This window comes from Hydrogenivirga sp. 128-5-R1-1, assembly GCF_000171895.1.
Genome location: NZ_ABHJ01000018.1, coordinates 1 through 14,739 on the forward strand (window position 1 = coordinate 1; position 14,739 = coordinate 14,739).

The following is a 14,739-nucleotide window of genomic DNA, read 5'->3' on the forward strand; positions in this document are numbered from 1 at the left end:
GCAGAGCAGTTCAAGAGAGCTACAACGAGCTCGGACCGGAAGGGGTCGCCATATTCTCCTCTGGTCAGTACACCATAATGGAGGGTTACGCCGCCCTCAAGCTCATGAAGGCAGGCTTCAGGTCTAACAACATAGACCCCAACGCAAGACACTGTATGGCTTCCGCCGTTGCAGCCTTCATACAGACCTTCGGTATAGACGAGCCCGCAGGATGTTACGACGACTTTGAGCTCACTGACACCTTCGTCCTCTGGGGCTCCAACATGGCGGAGATGCACCCTGTCCTCTGGGCGAGGGTCATAGACAGGAAGCTGTCCAACCCAGACAGGGTCAAGCTCGTCGTCCTGTCAACCTTCACCCACAGGTCTATAGACCTCGCGGACATACCCATAATCTTCAAGCCCAACACAGACCTCGCCATACAGAACTACATACTCAGGGAGATTGTCTACAACCACCCGGAGGCTATAGACTGGGACTTCGTGAAGAACCACTGTGCCTTCGCTACCGGGTACGTGGACATAGGTTACGGAATGAGGGGCAACCCCGAACACCCCAGATACACCGAGAAAGAGAAGGAGACCATGAGGAAGGAGCTCGTGAAGACCATATCCGAGGACGAGGCGGTAGCTCTCAAGTACCTGAACCTTAAGCCCGGCGACAAGCTCCACATGAAGCACAGGAAACAGGCGGGTAAGCACTGGACTATAACCTTTGAGGAGTTCAAGAAAGCCCTTGAGCCCTACACCCTTGACTACGTTGCGAGGGTCGCCAAGGGAGACCCCGACGAGCCTCTTGAGGAGTTCAAGAAGAAGCTGAAGGCTCTGGCAGACCTCTACATAGAGAAGGGAAGAAAGGTCGTCTCCTTCTGGACTATGGGATTCAACCAGCACACCAGGGGAACCTGGGTGAACGAACAGATATACGCCATACACCTCTTGCTCGGAAAGCATGCCAAGCCCGGTAACAGCGCTTTCTCCCTGACCGGACAACCCTCCGCCTGCGGAACGGCAAGGGAGGTAGGAACCTTCTCTCACAGGCTCCCCGCGGACATGGTCGTCTTCAATCCCAAGCACAGAAAGGTCACCGAGAAGATATGGAAGGTGCCCCACGGGACCATAAACCCCAAGGTGGGTTCCAACATAGTCCAGATAATGAGAGACCTTGAGGACGGAAAGATAAAGTGGGCTTGGGTTATGGTCTGTAACCCCTGGCAGGATACAGCCAACGCCAACCACTGGATAAAGGCAGCGAGGGAGATGGATAACTTCATAGTTGTATCCGACTCCTACCCGGGGATATCTGCCAAGGTCGCAGACCTGATACTGCCAGCGGCGATGATATACGAGAAGTGGGGTGCTTACGGTAACTCCGAAAGGAGAACCCAGCATTGGAAACAGCAGGTAACACCTCCCGGTGAGGCTATGCCCGACGAGTGGCACATAATAGAGTTCTCCAAGTTCTTCAAGCTGAAGGACTGCTGGAAGGAGTGGAAGCTCAGCGATGGAACAGTCCTTCCCAACGTCCTCAAAGAGGCTAAGAGGATGGGCTACGACCCAGACATGACCCTCTACGACGTCCTCTTCTCAAAGGACATCTTCAGGAAGACCATACCTCACGTGAACATAGAGTGGCCCCAGCCCGTTGCCTACCACCCCATAACGAAGGAGAAACACCTGAACACCTCCGCCGAAGGGGACAGCAGGAACGTCCTCGGAGCTGACGGAAAACCCTGGAAAGGTTACGGCTTCTTCATACAGAAGGCTCTGTGGGAGGAGTACAGGCTCTTTGGTCTCGGACACGCCCACGACCTCGCTGACTTTGATACCTACCACAAGGTCAGAGGTCTCAGGTGGCCCGTTGTGGACGGTAAAGAGACCCTCTGGAGGTTCAACGCCAAGTACGACCCTTACGCAAGGAAGTACGCCAAGGGCAAGGACTTCGCCTTCTACGGACCTGCCCTCAAGAAGATACCTGAGGGAACGCTCTACGGACCCAAGAAGGGAACGAAGGTTGACCTCACCAACAAGGCAAAGATATTCTTCAGACCGTACATGGAGCCCCCTGAGGTTCCCGACAAGGAGTACCCCTTCTGGCTCGCGACGGGAAGGGTGCTTGAGCACTGGCACTCTGGCACCATGACCATGAGGGTTCCCGAGCTCTACAGGGCTGTTCCCGAAGCTTACTGCTACATGCACCCCGAGGATGCCAAGAAGATAGGCGTTAAGGAAGGCGAGCTTGTGTGGATAGAGAGCAGGAGAGGAAGGATAAAGGCAAGGGTCAAGACGAGAGGAAGGAACAGACCGCCGAGAGGACTCGTTTTCGTACCCTGGTTTGACGAGAGGGTCTACATCAACAAGGTGACCCTTGACCAGAGGTGCCCCATATCCAAGCAGACCGACTACAAGAAGTGTGCGGTGAAGATCTATCCAGCGTGAGGTGAGCTAAGATGGCAAAGGACAGGTCCCCCACACCCAAGGGCGAGACGAGGAGGAAGTTCCTCGTCCGTGCCATGCAGGCTGTAGGAATATCCATAGTGGGGGGCGTTGTCTGGGGAGCCTTCGTAAAGGAAAACACCTACGACCCTCTGGTTTTGAGACCCCCGGGTGCCCTGCCCGGGGATGAATTCCTCAAGAAATGTATCAAGTGTGGGCTGTGCGTGGAGGCGTGCGCAAATAGACCTTCGGTTCCTTACAAGGACGGCAAAAAGATGGTTACCCTGAGACTCGCCGCACCTGGAGACAACAAACCCCTCGGCACTCCCTACTTCATACCCAGAGAGGTACCCTGCTACATGTGCGAGAACATACCCTGCGTTCCCGTGTGCCCAACAGGAGCCCTTGAACCAGACCTCGTCTCAACCCTGAAGGACGGCAAGAAGGAACTGGACATAACGAAGGCGAGGATGGGTGTGGCGGTCATAGACCAGAAGAACTGCATAGCTTACTGGGGACTCAGGTGTGACGCCTGTTACAGGGTGTGCCCGATCCTTGATAAGGCTATATACATAGAGATTTACAGGAACCCGAGGACGGGGAAGCACGCCTACCTCGTGCCCAAGATAGACCCTGATTACTGCACCGGTTGCGGTCTCTGTGAACATGCCTGTGTCACGGAAAAACCTGCAGTGTTTGTCCTGCCCAGAGAGGTGGCTCTCGGAAAGGCAGGGGAGCACTACCTCAAAGGGTGGGAGGAGGAAACCTCCGTTGAGGAGACGCCCAAGGGGACGAGAGGTCTTGGTCGTGGAAGCGCAGAAGACTACCTGAACACGGAGGACTTGCTCAATGAGTGATGAAAAGGAGAAGAAAGGCTTCCTCCATTTTCTCTACAAACACAGGTTCCTCATACTGAGGAGGGTATCTCAGGTCTCCATAATAGCCCTCTACATAGGCGGCAACATCTACGGCTGGAGCATACTCAAGGGAAACCTCAGCTCATCGGTTCTTTTTGACGCCATACCTCTCGCAGACCCCTTCGCCGTTCTCCAGATGTTCTTCGCCGGTGCCATTGTGGCGGCGGACGCCCTGATAGGGGCGGTACTCATACTCCTCTTTTACGCCCTAATAGGCGGACGTGCCTTCTGCAGCTGGGTTTGTCCCATGAACATAGTCACGGACTTTGCGAACTGGCTGAGGGTTAAGACGAAGATACACCGAGAGGAGTGGCAGCTCAGGCTGACGCGCAAAACGAGGTACATAGCCCTCGCACTCGCGCTCGTGCTCTCCTTCATACTCGCCATGCCCGCCTTTGAGTACGTGAGCCCAATATCCATACTCCACAGGGGGCTGATATTCGGTATGGGCCTCGGCTGGACGATGGTTCTCACCATATTCCTCTTTGACCTGTTCGTTATAAAGAACGGGTGGTGCGGTCACGTGTGCCCTCTGGGCGGTTTCTACTCACTCGTAACGAGACCGAGCCTCGTGAGGATTGACTACAACAAAGACAGGTGTACCGAGTGTATGGAGTGCGTGAAGATATGCCCGGAGAGCCAGGTTCTTCACATGGTAGGAAAACACAGCTCCCTGGTGAAGTCCGGGGAGTGTATAAACTGCGGAAGGTGCGTTGAGGTGTGCAACGACGATGCAATTTACTTCACCTTGAGATTTAGAAAGGAGGAAGTCAGCCATGAAGCTAAGTAAAGGTCTTGTTTTAGCGTCGGTAGGAGCTTCGGTGCTGTTTCTGGGTGTAGCCCAGGCTGTCAAAGAGGCTATATCGGAGGAGGAGCTCGGTTACAGGAACCAGACCCTCTACGACGAAAAGCCCGTAGCCCCTCCTAAGGTGGAGTTCATAAAAACTCCTCCCGGCAGCGGTAAGAAGTTTGCAAGGGCTTACGAAAACGCTCCACCTCAGATACCCCACTCCGTTGAGGGATTAATACCGATAAAGCCCGGGCAGAATGCCTGTCTCGGATGTCACATGCCCGACGTAGCCAAGTCCGTGGGTGCGACGCCCATACCCAAAACCCACATAGCCCTTGACCTCTTCACAAAGGGCGGTAAGAAGAAGGAGCTCAAGATTGACCCTGCGAGGTACCAGTGTGTAATGTGCCACGCAGCTCAGGCGGACGCTCCACCCCTCGTTAAGAACGTCTTCAAGCCCGAGTTCAGAGACCCACAGGCTAAGCAGAAGTCAACGCTCTTTGAACGCTGGAAAGAGGGGCTGCCTTGAACAGGAGAGAGTTCTTTACGGCTTTCGTGCCCTCCTCAAAGGGGGTGTCTATCAGACCCCCCTACACCGACGAGAAGACGGACTACTCCCCATGTAGGGAGTGCGATGCACCCTGTGTGAGCGAATGCGAGACCGGTGTAATCACGAGAGATGAGGAGGGCTTTCCCGTTTTATCTTTTACCAAGACAGGCTGTACCTACTGTGAGAGGTGTGCCGAGGTCTGTCCTTCGGGAGTTATATCCCGGGATAAGCCCGACAGGATAAGGGCGCAGGTGTTTATAGACCCTAAACTCTGCAGTGCGTGGAAAGGTGTGCTCTGCTTCTCCTGCAAGGAGCCTTGCATAGACAACGCCATAAGGTTTGAGGGACTCTACAAACCTGTCATAATCGCAGACAGGTGCACGAGCTGTGGGTTCTGCATCTCCGTTTGTCCTACGGGGGCGATAAAGGTGAGAGGCTATGAGGCTTAAATACCTTTTCCTGTTATTCCTCCTGACCCTGAGCGTCCACTCCGCGGAGCTTCTCAAGAAATTTGACGCCGGACACGCCGTAACGGACATGCTCTTCAGGGACGGTGTGCTCTTCGTGTCCACCGAACAGGGTGAGGTAAGGCTGATAAACTTTAGAAACGGCAAGCTCATAGAAACCATAAAACTGCCCAGCATACGAGACTTCATGGGCAATCCAATTCCACCGAAGGTCTATTCAATAGATATTTCCCCTTCGGGCAAGAGGATGCTCATAGTGAGTGAGGCGTCGGGGGGCTTCAGCGAGGTTTACCTCTATGAGAAGGGAAGAGGGCTTGAGAAGCTCATAGACCTCGGGAAGAACATGATCATAAAGAAGGGAAGGTTCTACAACGATAATCTTGCGGTCTTCGGACTGCTCGGTGACGAGATAGCTCTCTTTGATGTTGACGCTAAGAGGTTCATATACGTGGTGCAGGTTGGCACCTCGTCCCTCTCCGACATAAACCTGAGCGATGACAAGAACAAGGTGGCGGTTTCCGACGAGGGCGGTGTGGTTACGCTCGTCTCAGTTAAGGACGGCAAAGTCCTTAAGAGATTCAAGGGTGTGAACGTGGATAAGCTCTACGAGCTTGATTACAGAGATGAAAAGATACTTGTGGGCGGTAGGGACAGGAGGGTAGCCCTCTACTACACTGACACGGGAAGGTACAGGCGCTTTCCCTCGCGTTTCCTCGTCTTCTCTGTCGCAATGGACGAGAGCGCCAAGCTGGGAGCTTACCTCTACAACGAGGAGAACGATGTTCGCATAATTGAGCTTGATACGGGAAGGGAGCTTGACCTTTTAAAGGGGCACGAGTACCCCGTGAGCGTTATCTTATTCCTTGACGGGGTGGTAATTACCGGCTGTGACGACGGAAAGATATTTGTATGGAGGTATAAAAGATGAACATATCGGGAGTTGTGGTGAGGACATCTCCGGAGCACCTGGAGGAGGTTATCAGGAGTCTGGAAGAGTCGGGTATGTGCGACGTCCACTTCCATGACGACAAGGGCAGGATAATCGTCACCATAGAGGCTGAGACCACCGAGGACGAGGTGTTCAAGCTGAAGAGCATACAGGCTATAGAGCACGTCCTTTCCGCAGACCTCGTTTACGCTTACAGCGAAGAGGAGCTGGAAAAGGCAAAGGAAGAGCTCTCCATGGAGAAGGGAGAGATCCCGAGGATCATAGAAGAGGACGTTCCTGCGGAACGTGTGAAGTATTACGGGCACATATACAAGGACTACGAGTGATCAGCTCTCCTTAAGGGAGTTCACTATCTCCTGAACAGCCTTCTTGGCGTCGGCGAACAGCATCAGCGTGTTGTCCATAGCGAAGAGTGGGTTGGGGATCCCCGCAAAGCCGGGGCTCAGACTCCTCTTTATGACCACGACCGTCTTAGCCTTCCATACCTCAAGAACGGGCATACCCGCTATGGGGCTCTTGGGGTCTGTCTGGGCGAGCGGGTTTACGACGTCGTTCGCACCTATAACTATGACCACGTCCGTCTGTTCAAAGGTGGGGTTAGCCTCCTCAAGCTCCTTCATCTTGTCGTAGGGGATGTCAACCTCAGCCAGAAGGACGTTCATGTGCCCTGGCATCCTGCCGGCGACGGGGTGTATGGCAAACTCCACCTCAACTCCTTTGGACTCAAGGAGGTTGTATAGGTCTCTTACCGCATACTGAGCCTGAGCCACAGCCATGCCGTAACCGGGAACTATCACGACCCTCCTCGCACCCTCCAACAGCAGTGCGACCTCTTCCGGAGAGGTAGCCTTCACCTTTCCCGCGTATATGTCTTCTTCTTCAGTCTTCGCAACCTCACCGAAGCCCCCGAAGAGGACGTTCAGGAGAGACCTGTTCATAGCCTTGCACATGAGGTTCGTGAGGATTATTCCCGAAGCCCCCACGAGGGAACCGGATATTATCAGGGCGTTGTTCTGAAGGACGAAGCCGGTTGCCGCAGCTGCAAGTCCAGAGTAAGAGTTCAGGAGGGCTATCACCACGGGCATGTCCGCACCGCCTATGGCAACGGTCAGAAGCACCCCTAACACTGATGAAATCAAGACCACAGCCCAGTAGAGGTTTACGCTTTCCGGGTTCAGAACTATGTAAGCTCCCAGGGCTAAGGCTCCAAGCCCGAAGAGGGCTTTCACCACCTGCTCTCCCGGATAACGGAAGGGTCTCTCCTTTACGAGACCCTGGAGCTTCCCGAAAGCCACCATGCTTCCGAAGAAGGTGACCGCCCCGATTATCCCCGAAGCCACCGATGCGGTGGTCAGCAGATAATCCGGATTCTGTGCTTCGTAAAGGGCAGCTCCCGCAACGAGGGTTGATGCTCCGCCCCCGAGCCCGTTGAATATGGCAACCAGCTGGGGCATAGCGGTCATCTCAACTTTAAGGGCGAGGATGACACCCACGAGAGCACCTATAATGAGCCCCGCTATTATCACCGAGAAGTCCACTATCCTCTTGTCAAGGAGCGTTACCACCACGGCTATGAACATGCCCAGAGCACCAAGCATGTTCCCCCTCACCGCCGTCTTGGGGTGGGACAGTCCTTTCAATCCGAAGATGAACAGCGACGCAGCGAGTAGGTAGGCGAGGTTAACGAGAACCTTTTCCATGCTCAGTCTTTCCTCCTGAACATCTCAAGCATCCTGTGGGTTACGAGAAAGCCTCCAACAACGTTTATGGTTGCAAAAACGAGAGCCACGAAGCCCAACACGGTCGTCAGGGTTGAGTGCCCTGAGCCAGCGGATATGAGAGCCCCCACTATCGTTATGCCCGATATGGCGTTTGAGCCCGACATAAGGGGGGTGTGGAGGGTGGGTGGAACCTTCGTTATGACCTCAAAGCCCACGAACATGGAAAGAACGAAGATCGTAAAGTACATTATGAAGTCTTCCATCAGCTCGCTCCTCCGCCGACAAGCTCCTTTATCCTCTCGTTCACGAGTTCACCCTCTCTTAGGAGGAGGGTATCCCTCACTATGTCATCCTCCAAGTCTATATGGAATTCCCCGTCCTTAATAAGGAGGTTAAGAAAGTTGACGAGGTTTCTGGAGTACATCTGGCTCGCATCGTGGGGCACCTCAGCGGGCAGGTTGACAGCGCCCACTATCCTGACCCCGTACTTTTCCACCGTCTCTCCGGGGACGGTCAGCTCGCAGTTTCCCCCTCTCTCAGCCGCAAGGTCTACTATCACGGAGCCCGGCTTCATCCCCCTCACCATGTCCTCTGTGACTAGCACCGGTGCTCTTTTTCCGGGAACCATGGCGGTAGTTATGACCACGTCGCTCTCTCCCACGACCTCTTTCATCATCTCCCTCTGCCTTCTGTAAAACTCCTCGTCCATAGCCTTGGCGTAACCGCCCCTGTCTTCAGCCTGCTCGCTCTCAAGCCCCAGTTCAACGAACTTCGCTCCCAAACTGAGAACCTGCTCTTTGGCTGCAGGTCTTATGTCGTAAGCCTGAACTACCGCTCCGAGCCTTTTAGCGGTCGCTATAGCCTGAAGACCGGCAACTCCCGCCCCCACGACGAAGACCTTTGCGGGCAGAACGGTACCCGCTGCGGTCATGAGCATGGGAAACATCTTGGGAAGGAGGTTAGCCCCTATCAGGGCTGCCTTGTATCCGGCGACGGTAGCCATTGAGGAGAGGACGTCCATGCTTTGGGCTCTCGTGGTTCTGGGTATAAGCTCCATGGCGAAGGCGGTCAGATTTATAGACTTAACCCTATCAAGGAGCTCTCCCACCCCGAAGGGCTCTAAGAAACCGATCAGCACTTTGCCTGTGTATTTCTCAGCCTCTTCAAGGAAGTTCTCTTTATCTGCCATAAGCCCCCTAACCTTGAGAACTATCTGAGAGTTTCTGAGTACCTCTTCCCTGCTTGTGAGCTTGGCGCCCGCCTGAGAGTACTCTTCATCGGGAAAACCTGCTCTCTCACCGGCTCCCTCTTCTACGAGCACTTCAACGCCTTTCTTCTTGAGTTTCTGAACCTCTGAAGGGGTCAGGGAAACTCTCTTCTCGTTGGGATACGTTTCTTTGAGGACGCCGACAAACATGGTGTATAATTTTAGCATGAGGAAAGCGGTAATTGCCTCACTTGCGGTAGCACTGGTTCTTGGGGTAAAGTCCTGCGGTGAGCCCTACGATGCTGCGAAGGACGTGGTTGATGAGTTCATGGAAGAAATCCAGGAAGGGGAAGGTAGTGAAGCCATAGGTTTTCTTCATCCTTCCTTCAGGGACAACCTGTCAAAGGAACTGAGACTCCCTATACAGTTTACTGAACTCAAGCCCTCTCAGGTGCTCGCCTGTCTACTCAGCACGATGGGGGCTGAGATTGAGGAGGTTGATATAAAGGAGGGCAAACTCATAGGTGAGAACACAGCCCTCATAAAGGTTAAGGTTGAGGACAGGAGCGATATAGAGAAGATATTCAGCTTCGTCCTGATCAAGGAAGACGGGAAGTGGTTGATAGCGGACATAACCCCCTACGCACCCGAGCTTAAGAAGGAAGAGTGAACTTTCTCGTCTGGCAGACAGCCTACCTCGGCGACGTAATACTCGCAACACCCCTTATAAGGACTATACAGAAGAACTTCCCGGAAGCCCGTGTGTCCTTTGTGGGCAGACCCTTCATAAGGGAGCTATTCAAAGGCTGGGGGGTTGAACTTATGCCCTTTTCCAAAGGGTTTAAAGAAAGTTTCTCAATCCTTGGCAGGTTGAGGGGCTTTGATGTGGCGGTTGTTCCCCACAGGTCTCTCAGGACAGCCCTCATAATGCTGTTTTCCCGAATACCCGTCAGGGTCGGTTTTGACAGGTCTGAGTTTTCAGGAGCCTACACCCATGTGGTAGAGCACAGGTGGGAGCTCCACGAGGTAGATAGAAACCTTGAGCTCTTAAGACCTCTCGGTGTGAAAGAGTTTGTGAGGGAGACCTACCTGCCTCTTGAAGAGGAAGAGCTCCATGCTTCCCTTGAGAGGTTCGGTCTGAGCCATAAAGGGTACGTTGTCATAAACCCCTTCTCAAACTTTCCCTTGAAGGAGTGGAGCCTGGACAATTGGGCGCATCTGATAGGGTCTCTGAAGGATACGGAGGTTGTGGTTACGGGGCTGTCCTCGGACACGGAGAAGGCGAAAGTGCTCGGCGGAAAGGCTTCCTTTGTGAACCTGGTGGGCAGAACCAGCCTCAGAGAGCTTATGTCCCTTATCAAGGGTTCAAGGCTCGTCATATCAAACGATTCATCACCCGTTCACATAGCCAACGCCCTCGGAGTCCCAGCCGTCAGCGTCTACACGGCTACATCGTCTCGTTACGGCTTCTATCCTCTTATGGGCTCCTACCTTGACAATCCCGCGCCCTGCTCCCCCTGTTCGCCCAACCCTAAGAGGTGTAAGACGGGCACCTACGAGTGCCTAAGTCTTCCCTCCCCTGAGGCTGTCCTTGAACTTGTCAAGGAGCTCCTTTAAATTCAGGGTTTCTCTCCCTTCCGGGGGGTGCTCGTAAGCCCTGTAAACGCCTTCCTCTTCAACCACCCTGACGTTCTCCAGCTTCCTCCACCTGCCTGTATCCTTAGCCTTCACGTAGAGCTCCTTCACCTCACCCCTGGGTATGCTCTTGTTCTCCTTGAAGAAGTCTATCTCCTTCATAAGCTTTACCATGTGGTCACAGGAATCAAAGAAGTAGGTGTAGTTCCCTATCTTCATGGTGCAGAGTTCGTCCTCTTTGACTATCAAAACGTTGCATACGGGACACCTGCACTTCTCGGGGGGTGTAAAGTCCTTGGCCTTTTCGGGGTTCCTGCTCACGTAAAGTATGACGCCTCCGAGCACTCCGGCGGTAACGAGGAGGTCTGCGAGGGCTATGTACTCAAAGTAGTCCCTCGCGAGCAGCCCGGAGACGCTCACCACGAGGCTAAGGGCGACAACCCCGCCCACCATGTAGACGTACCTGAGTTTGTAACCTTTGAACATAAGGAATATGGTCGTTATTATCCCGAAGAACTCTACCACCCTGCTCAGGACTATCAGTATCGTCGTCTCCTTGAACATGATTAAAAAGTATCGTTAAGCGAGAGCTCCAAGTCAACTCGGAGTCAGGTCACATCTGAGTCTATACTTAAAGGCATGGGCAGGCTGGTACTCGCCTCCTCTTCTCCCAGGCGGCGGGAGATCCTATCCCTGCTCGGTCTGGACTTTGAGGTGATCCCTCCAAGCGTTGAGGAAGATGCGCAGGGACATCCCATAACCGTTGCAAGGGTTTTGTCTCGCAAGAAGGCTCTTGAAGTGTGGAAGGGAAACAGAGACGCCCTTGTGATCGGGGCGGATACCCTCGTGTTCGTTGGAAACAGGACTATAGGCAAGCCCCGTGATGAGGAGGAGGCTTACGAGATACTGAGCTTCCTATCGGGCAGGTGGCACAGGGTTGTTACCGCTGTGTCCTTCGTGGGTATGGGCGTCAGGGTCACGCTTCACGACGTTGCACGTGTGAGGTTCAGGGAGCTCTCACGGGAAGAGATATACGCTTACATAGATACGGGCGAGCCCATGGACAAGGCAGGGGCGTATGGAGTTCAAGGGTTTGGAGCGACCATAGTTGACAGGATAGATGGGAACTTCTACACGGTGATGGGTCTGCCCGTGGTCAAGGTTTACGGTGTGCTCAAAAACCTATCTATCTTATGAACTCAAGGAGGAACTCCCTTCCGTTCACGTGAACCTTCAGGAACTCAGGCAGTCCTTCGTAAAGGGCGAATTCCCTGTTCCTCTCTACAGCCACAACCCTGAACTCCTCAAAGGCTCCGAGTCTGTACAGCTCCTCTTCCTCAACCTCGTCTATCGCACCGTACGGATAGGGAAACTCGTAGTAGTAGAGCTCCCCTTCCTTATACAGGTAGGCACATTTGACGACCCCTTCGTTGAAGCTCCCACCGGAGGTTATCATGTAAAGTCCTTCCCTGTCCACCTTTATCTTCCTCGCACCAACGACCTTCCTCTGGAGTTCCCAGAAGAGAGAGGCTTCAGCTTTGAGCCTCTCTGAGCTCTCGGAGAGGCTGAGACTTGAGTTTACACCCCTTGAGAACACGAAGAGAAGTATGGAGAAGGTCAGACCTATCAGGGTCAGGACTACGAGGACTTCTATAAGGGTGAAGGCTCTACCTCTGCTCATATCTCACGAAGAAGAGACCACCGTAGGAGTAAACGACCTCCTCTATGGCGGGGAAGTCGGGAACCTTGGTTCTCTTCACCTTGAGACCTTCGTGATCTCTCCTCTTGAGCTTGCCATCCAGCAGGAGCATGGTTTCAAAGGTTCTTAAACCTTCCTCGTATTTGGAGCTCGCAAAGGACAGGGTCTCCAGAAGAACAGAGAAGGCGACGGCTATTATGGTGAGGGCTATGACCACCTCAATCAGCGTGAACCCCCTGTCACAGCTCCCAGACATCAATATCGTCCTCCGTTCCCTCCTCTCCGTCGGGACCCTTAGACCTGAGTTCATAGGGGTGTTTGACCCCGGGAGATAGGTATATGAACTCCCTATCCCAGCCGTCACGGGGCACCTTGTCCATATACTTCTTCCATCTTGGCGGGATCGGAGGGGTTGTGGGTTTCTCCACAAGAGCTTTCAAGCCCTGCTCCGTCGTCGGATACCTGCCGTTGTCTAACTTGTACTGCTCTAAGGCATCCTTTATGGCTTTCAACTGTATCTTCGTGGTCTCTATCTTGGCCTCGTCCACCCTGCCGGTTATACGGGGAACCACGAGGGCGGCTATAAGCCCGAGTATTATGAGAACCACGAGAACTTCTATCAGCGTGAACCCCCTGTTTTTGTTCTGATACTTCTCCTCAAGTCGCTTCTCCACCCGCTTCAGGAACCTGTTGTAGATCCCCTGCGACACGAGAACCACTATGACGAGAAAGGGAATACCTATAAGGGCAGCGAGTATGAGTACCTTCAACAGCCAGATTATCCACGCCCATACCGTTATGTCCTGCTCCATGTCTACCTCCTACTTAACCACTATATTCACAAGCTTGTTGTTTATGTAGATAAACTTCTTAACCTCTCTGCCGTCAAGGTAGCCTTTCACCCTGTCGTTCTCCAGAACTATCTCCTTGACCGTCTCCTCGTCTGCTCCGAAGGGAACCTTTACCTTAGCCCTGACCTTGCCGTTTATCTGGACGGGTATCTCAACCTCCTCCACCCTAAGGGCGTCCTCGTCAGGAATGGGAACGGGCTGTAAAACTATGAGCTCGTCGTGCCCTATCCTGTGCCAGAGTTCCTCGGATATGTGGGGGGCTATAGGAGACAGGAGAAGGAGTAAGGTTTCTACGCCCTCCTTTAAGACCTTCTCCTCGGTTTCGTTCTGGGGCTTGAAGTCTGTTAGCTCGTTCAGGAGCTTCATGATCTTGGCGATAGCCGTGTTGAACTGGTACCTCTTTTCCATATCAACGAGGTATTCCTTTATCGTCTGGTGGATAAGTCTCCTCAGGTCTTTAGATCTTCCCTGAAGCTCCCTTAGCTCCTCCCGGGAGTAATGAGTTCTCTTCAGCGTGTCCTCCCTCTCAATAACGAAGTTCCAGAGCCTGTTCAGGAACCTGTAGGCACCCTGTATCCCCTCGTCGGTCCACTCAAAGTCCTGCTCCGGAGGTGCGGCAAAGAGAATGTACAGCCTGACCGTATCTGCCCCGTATCGTTCCACAGCTTCCTCAGGGTCAACCACGTTGGCCTTTGATTTGGACATCTTTGCGGTCTCACCCACCTCCGACTCAAACTTCTTAAGGAGCTTATCTGCCTCAACACCGAGCTTCTGGAGCAGGAACAGGGCATTGTCACCTACGGAGAGCTGATTCGCACGTAGGAACTCACCGATCTTCATCAGGGATAAAATTATATCAGCCATGAGGAGAGCTATTGTGATTCCCGCCCGTCTCGGTTCCACACGCCTGCCGAGAAAACCCCTGGTTAATCTACGCGGAAAGCCCCTAATAAGGTGGGTCGTTGAGGGCTGTCTTGAGACGGGGGAGGAAGTAATTTTGGCTACGGACAGCGAGGAAGTAGGTGAGGCTGTTTCCGACTTGAAGTTGGAGGTGGTTCTGACTCCCCCCGAGCTACCCTCCGGTTCCGACAGGGTCGCCCACGTGGTCAGGGACAGAGACCTTGAGCTCGTAATAAACTATCAGGGGGACGAGCCCTTCGTTTACGGAGAGGATGTGTCCAGGGTCTTTGAGGAGCTTGAAGGTGGTGAAAGGGTAGTCACCCTCGGGAAGAGAGATGAGGAGTGTTACGAAAGGTCTTCAGATGTCAAGGTTGTGCTTGATAGAGACGGCTACGCCCTTTACTTTTCAAGGTCTCCGATCCCCTTCTTCAGAGAGCACGCCGAAGGCGTCTATCCGATAAAACACGTTGGTATATACGGTTTCAGGAGAGAAGCCCTCTTGGACTTTGTGTCAGGCGAAAGGGGAGTTTTGGAGGAAATTGAGGGGCTTGAACAGCTCAGATTGCTTGAAAAGGGTGTAAAGATAAAGGTTCTTATGACGGAAAACTACTACCACGG

The 14,739-nt window shown here is 53.4% G+C and carries 19 protein-coding genes; 11 read left to right on the forward strand and 8 right to left on the reverse strand.

All coding sequences use genetic code 11. From position 1 onward, the window contains the following. From napA to HG1285_RS06705, 7 genes are all read left to right on the forward strand, one after another. Window positions 1–2,438 (forward strand): nitrate reductase catalytic subunit NapA (gene napA, locus HG1285_RS06735; protein ID WP_008288061.1); only part of this gene is annotated, 2,438 nt, incomplete at its 5' end. Between the two features lie 11 nt (window positions 2,439–2,449). After that, the gene (gene napG / locus HG1285_RS06730; RefSeq protein ID WP_008288062.1) at window positions 2,450–3,292 is read left to right on the forward strand and encodes a ferredoxin-type protein NapG; all 843 of its coding nucleotides are present in this window, start codon (window positions 2,450–2,452) and stop codon (window positions 3,290–3,292) included. Next, complete coding sequence (gene napH / locus HG1285_RS06725) at window positions 3,285–4,142, forward strand: quinol dehydrogenase ferredoxin subunit NapH (RefSeq protein ID WP_008288063.1); 858 nt, start codon at window positions 3,285–3,287, stop codon at window positions 4,140–4,142. The genes napG and napH overlap by 8 nt, the downstream gene beginning before the upstream one ends. After that, entirely contained in the window at window positions 4,129–4,671 is a 543-nt protein-coding gene (locus HG1285_RS06720; protein ID WP_008288064.1) for a nitrate reductase cytochrome c-type subunit, read from the forward strand. Before napH ends, HG1285_RS06720 begins: the two co-directional genes overlap by 14 nt. Next, the gene (locus tag HG1285_RS06715; RefSeq protein WP_008288065.1) at window positions 4,668–5,141 is read left to right on the forward strand and encodes a 4Fe-4S dicluster domain-containing protein; all 474 of its coding nucleotides are present in this window, start codon (window positions 4,668–4,670) and stop codon (window positions 5,139–5,141) included. Before HG1285_RS06720 ends, HG1285_RS06715 begins: the two co-directional genes overlap by 4 nt. Next, window positions 5,131–6,087 carry a periplasmic protein gene (locus tag HG1285_RS06710; RefSeq protein ID WP_008288066.1) on the forward strand — a complete coding sequence of 319 codons (957 nt, stop codon included), beginning with the start codon at window positions 5,131–5,133 and terminating at the stop codon, window positions 6,085–6,087. The genes HG1285_RS06715 and HG1285_RS06710 overlap by 11 nt, the downstream gene beginning before the upstream one ends. Next, window positions 6,084–6,434, forward strand: a complete 351-nt coding sequence (locus tag HG1285_RS06705) for a chaperone NapD (RefSeq protein ID WP_008288067.1) — start codon at window positions 6,084–6,086, stop codon at window positions 6,432–6,434. Before HG1285_RS06710 ends, HG1285_RS06705 begins: the two co-directional genes overlap by 4 nt. On the opposite strand, the gene HG1285_RS06700 is transcribed toward HG1285_RS06705, so the two are convergent. The 3 genes from HG1285_RS06700 to HG1285_RS06690 are packed head-to-tail and all read right to left on the reverse strand — an operon-like array spanning window position 6,435 to window position 9,264. Continuing rightward, the gene (locus HG1285_RS06700) at window positions 6,435–7,808 is read right to left on the reverse strand and encodes an NAD(P)(+) transhydrogenase (Re/Si-specific) subunit beta (RefSeq protein WP_008288068.1); all 1,374 of its coding nucleotides are present in this window, start codon (window positions 7,806–7,808) and stop codon (window positions 6,435–6,437) included. 2 nt (window positions 7,809–7,810) lie between these two features. Then, window positions 7,811–8,092: an NAD(P) transhydrogenase subunit alpha gene (locus HG1285_RS06695; protein ID WP_008288069.1), complete on the reverse strand. Its 282-nt coding sequence runs from the start codon at window positions 8,090–8,092 to the stop codon at window positions 7,811–7,813. Then, window positions 8,092–9,264, reverse strand: coding sequence for a Re/Si-specific NAD(P)(+) transhydrogenase subunit alpha (locus HG1285_RS06690; protein ID WP_008288070.1), 1,173 nt, complete (start codon window positions 9,262–9,264; stop codon window positions 8,092–8,094). The genes HG1285_RS06695 and HG1285_RS06690 overlap by 1 nt, the downstream gene beginning before the upstream one ends. Between HG1285_RS06690 and HG1285_RS06685 the strand changes: the two genes are divergently transcribed. Both HG1285_RS06685 and HG1285_RS06680 read left to right on the forward strand, forming a co-directional pair. Continuing rightward, on the forward strand, window positions 9,263–9,706 hold the full coding sequence (locus tag HG1285_RS06685; RefSeq protein WP_008288071.1) for a DUF4878 domain-containing protein: 444 nt from the start codon (window positions 9,263–9,265) through the stop codon (window positions 9,704–9,706). The genes HG1285_RS06690 and HG1285_RS06685 overlap by 2 nt on opposite strands. Further along, entirely contained in the window at window positions 9,703–10,653 is a 951-nt protein-coding gene (locus HG1285_RS06680) for a glycosyltransferase family 9 protein (RefSeq protein ID WP_008288072.1), read from the forward strand. Before HG1285_RS06685 ends, HG1285_RS06680 begins: the two co-directional genes overlap by 4 nt. Here HG1285_RS06680 and HG1285_RS06675 read toward each other — a convergent pair. Continuing rightward, window positions 10,600–11,235: a hypothetical protein gene (locus tag HG1285_RS06675; RefSeq protein WP_008288073.1), complete on the reverse strand. Its 636-nt coding sequence runs from the start codon at window positions 11,233–11,235 to the stop codon at window positions 10,600–10,602. The two genes, HG1285_RS06680 and HG1285_RS06675, sit on opposite strands and share 54 nt — an antisense overlap. A gap of 75 nt (window positions 11,236–11,310) precedes the next feature. On the opposite strand from HG1285_RS06675, the gene HG1285_RS06670 reads away from it, so the two are divergent. Then, window positions 11,311–11,868, forward strand: a complete 558-nt coding sequence (locus tag HG1285_RS06670) for a Maf family protein (protein WP_008288074.1) — start codon at window positions 11,311–11,313, stop codon at window positions 11,866–11,868. Here the strand turns inward: HG1285_RS06670 and HG1285_RS06665 are convergent. The 4 genes from HG1285_RS06665 to HG1285_RS06655 all read right to left on the reverse strand — a co-directional run bounded on the left by HG1285_RS06665 (window position 11,858) and on the right by HG1285_RS06655 (window position 14,085). Continuing rightward, window positions 11,858–12,352 (reverse strand): type II secretion system protein, encoded by a 495-nt coding sequence (locus HG1285_RS06665; protein WP_008288075.1) that lies wholly within the window; start codon window positions 12,350–12,352, stop codon window positions 11,858–11,860. The two genes, HG1285_RS06670 and HG1285_RS06665, sit on opposite strands and share 11 nt — an antisense overlap. Further along, a complete protein-coding gene (locus HG1285_RS06660) occupies window positions 12,339–12,626 on the reverse strand; it encodes a prepilin-type N-terminal cleavage/methylation domain-containing protein (RefSeq protein ID WP_008288076.1) in 288 nt (95 codons plus the stop codon). Before HG1285_RS06660 ends, HG1285_RS06665 begins: the two co-directional genes overlap by 14 nt. Beyond that, a complete protein-coding gene (gene gspG, locus HG1285_RS17530; RefSeq protein WP_050777680.1) occupies window positions 12,610–13,044 on the reverse strand; it encodes a type II secretion system major pseudopilin GspG in 435 nt (144 codons plus the stop codon). The genes HG1285_RS06660 and gspG overlap by 17 nt, the downstream gene beginning before the upstream one ends. Window positions 13,045–13,191: 147 nt before the next feature. Then, window positions 13,192–14,085 (reverse strand): class I tRNA ligase family protein, encoded by an 894-nt coding sequence (locus tag HG1285_RS06655; RefSeq protein ID WP_008288078.1) that lies wholly within the window; start codon window positions 14,083–14,085, stop codon window positions 13,192–13,194. Here HG1285_RS06655 and kdsB point away from each other — a divergent pair. Further along, window positions 14,084–14,739, forward strand: a 656-nt coding sequence (kdsB, locus tag HG1285_RS06650; RefSeq protein WP_008288079.1) for a 3-deoxy-manno-octulosonate cytidylyltransferase, incomplete at its 3' end; no start/stop codon positions are given. The two genes, HG1285_RS06655 and kdsB, sit on opposite strands and share 2 nt — an antisense overlap.

What these genes read in the sequence shown, in the direction of transcription:
- HG1285_RS06720 (WP_008288064.1), top strand. Translation starts at nt 4,129, where the DNA reads ATGAAGCTAAGTAAAGGTCTTGTTTTAGCGTCGGTAGGAGCTTCGGTG.
- HG1285_RS06710 (WP_008288066.1), top strand. Translation starts at nt 5,131, where the DNA reads ATGAGGCTTAAATACCTTTTCCTGTTATTCCTCCTGACCCTGAGCGTC.
- HG1285_RS06655 (WP_008288078.1), bottom strand. Translation starts at nt 14,085, where the DNA reads ATGGCTGATATAATTTTATCCCTGATGAAGATCGGTGAGTTCCTACGT.
- napG (WP_008288062.1), top strand. Translation starts at nt 2,450, where the DNA reads ATGGCAAAGGACAGGTCCCCCACACCCAAGGGCGAGACGAGGAGGAAG.
- HG1285_RS06670 (WP_008288074.1), top strand. Translation starts at nt 11,311, where the DNA reads ATGGGCAGGCTGGTACTCGCCTCCTCTTCTCCCAGGCGGCGGGAGATC.
- HG1285_RS06690 (WP_008288070.1), bottom strand. Translation starts at nt 9,264, where the DNA reads ATGCTAAAATTATACACCATGTTTGTCGGCGTCCTCAAAGAAACGTAT.
- HG1285_RS06665 (WP_008288075.1), bottom strand. Translation starts at nt 12,352, where the DNA reads ATGAGCAGAGGTAGAGCCTTCACCCTTATAGAAGTCCTCGTAGTCCTG.
- HG1285_RS06705 (WP_008288067.1), top strand. Translation starts at nt 6,084, where the DNA reads ATGAACATATCGGGAGTTGTGGTGAGGACATCTCCGGAGCACCTGGAG.
- napH (WP_008288063.1), top strand. Translation starts at nt 3,285, where the DNA reads ATGAGTGATGAAAAGGAGAAGAAAGGCTTCCTCCATTTTCTCTACAAA.
- HG1285_RS06685 (WP_008288071.1), top strand. Translation starts at nt 9,263, where the DNA reads ATGAGGAAAGCGGTAATTGCCTCACTTGCGGTAGCACTGGTTCTTGGG.
- HG1285_RS06695 (WP_008288069.1), bottom strand. Translation starts at nt 8,092, where the DNA reads ATGGAAGACTTCATAATGTACTTTACGATCTTCGTTCTTTCCATGTTC.
- HG1285_RS06700 (WP_008288068.1), bottom strand. Translation starts at nt 7,808, where the DNA reads ATGGAAAAGGTTCTCGTTAACCTCGCCTACCTACTCGCTGCGTCGCTG.
- HG1285_RS06660 (WP_008288076.1), bottom strand. Translation starts at nt 12,626, where the DNA reads ATGTCTGGGAGCTGTGACAGGGGGTTCACGCTGATTGAGGTGGTCATA.
- HG1285_RS06675 (WP_008288073.1), bottom strand. Translation starts at nt 11,235, where the DNA reads ATGTTCAAGGAGACGACGATACTGATAGTCCTGAGCAGGGTGGTAGAG.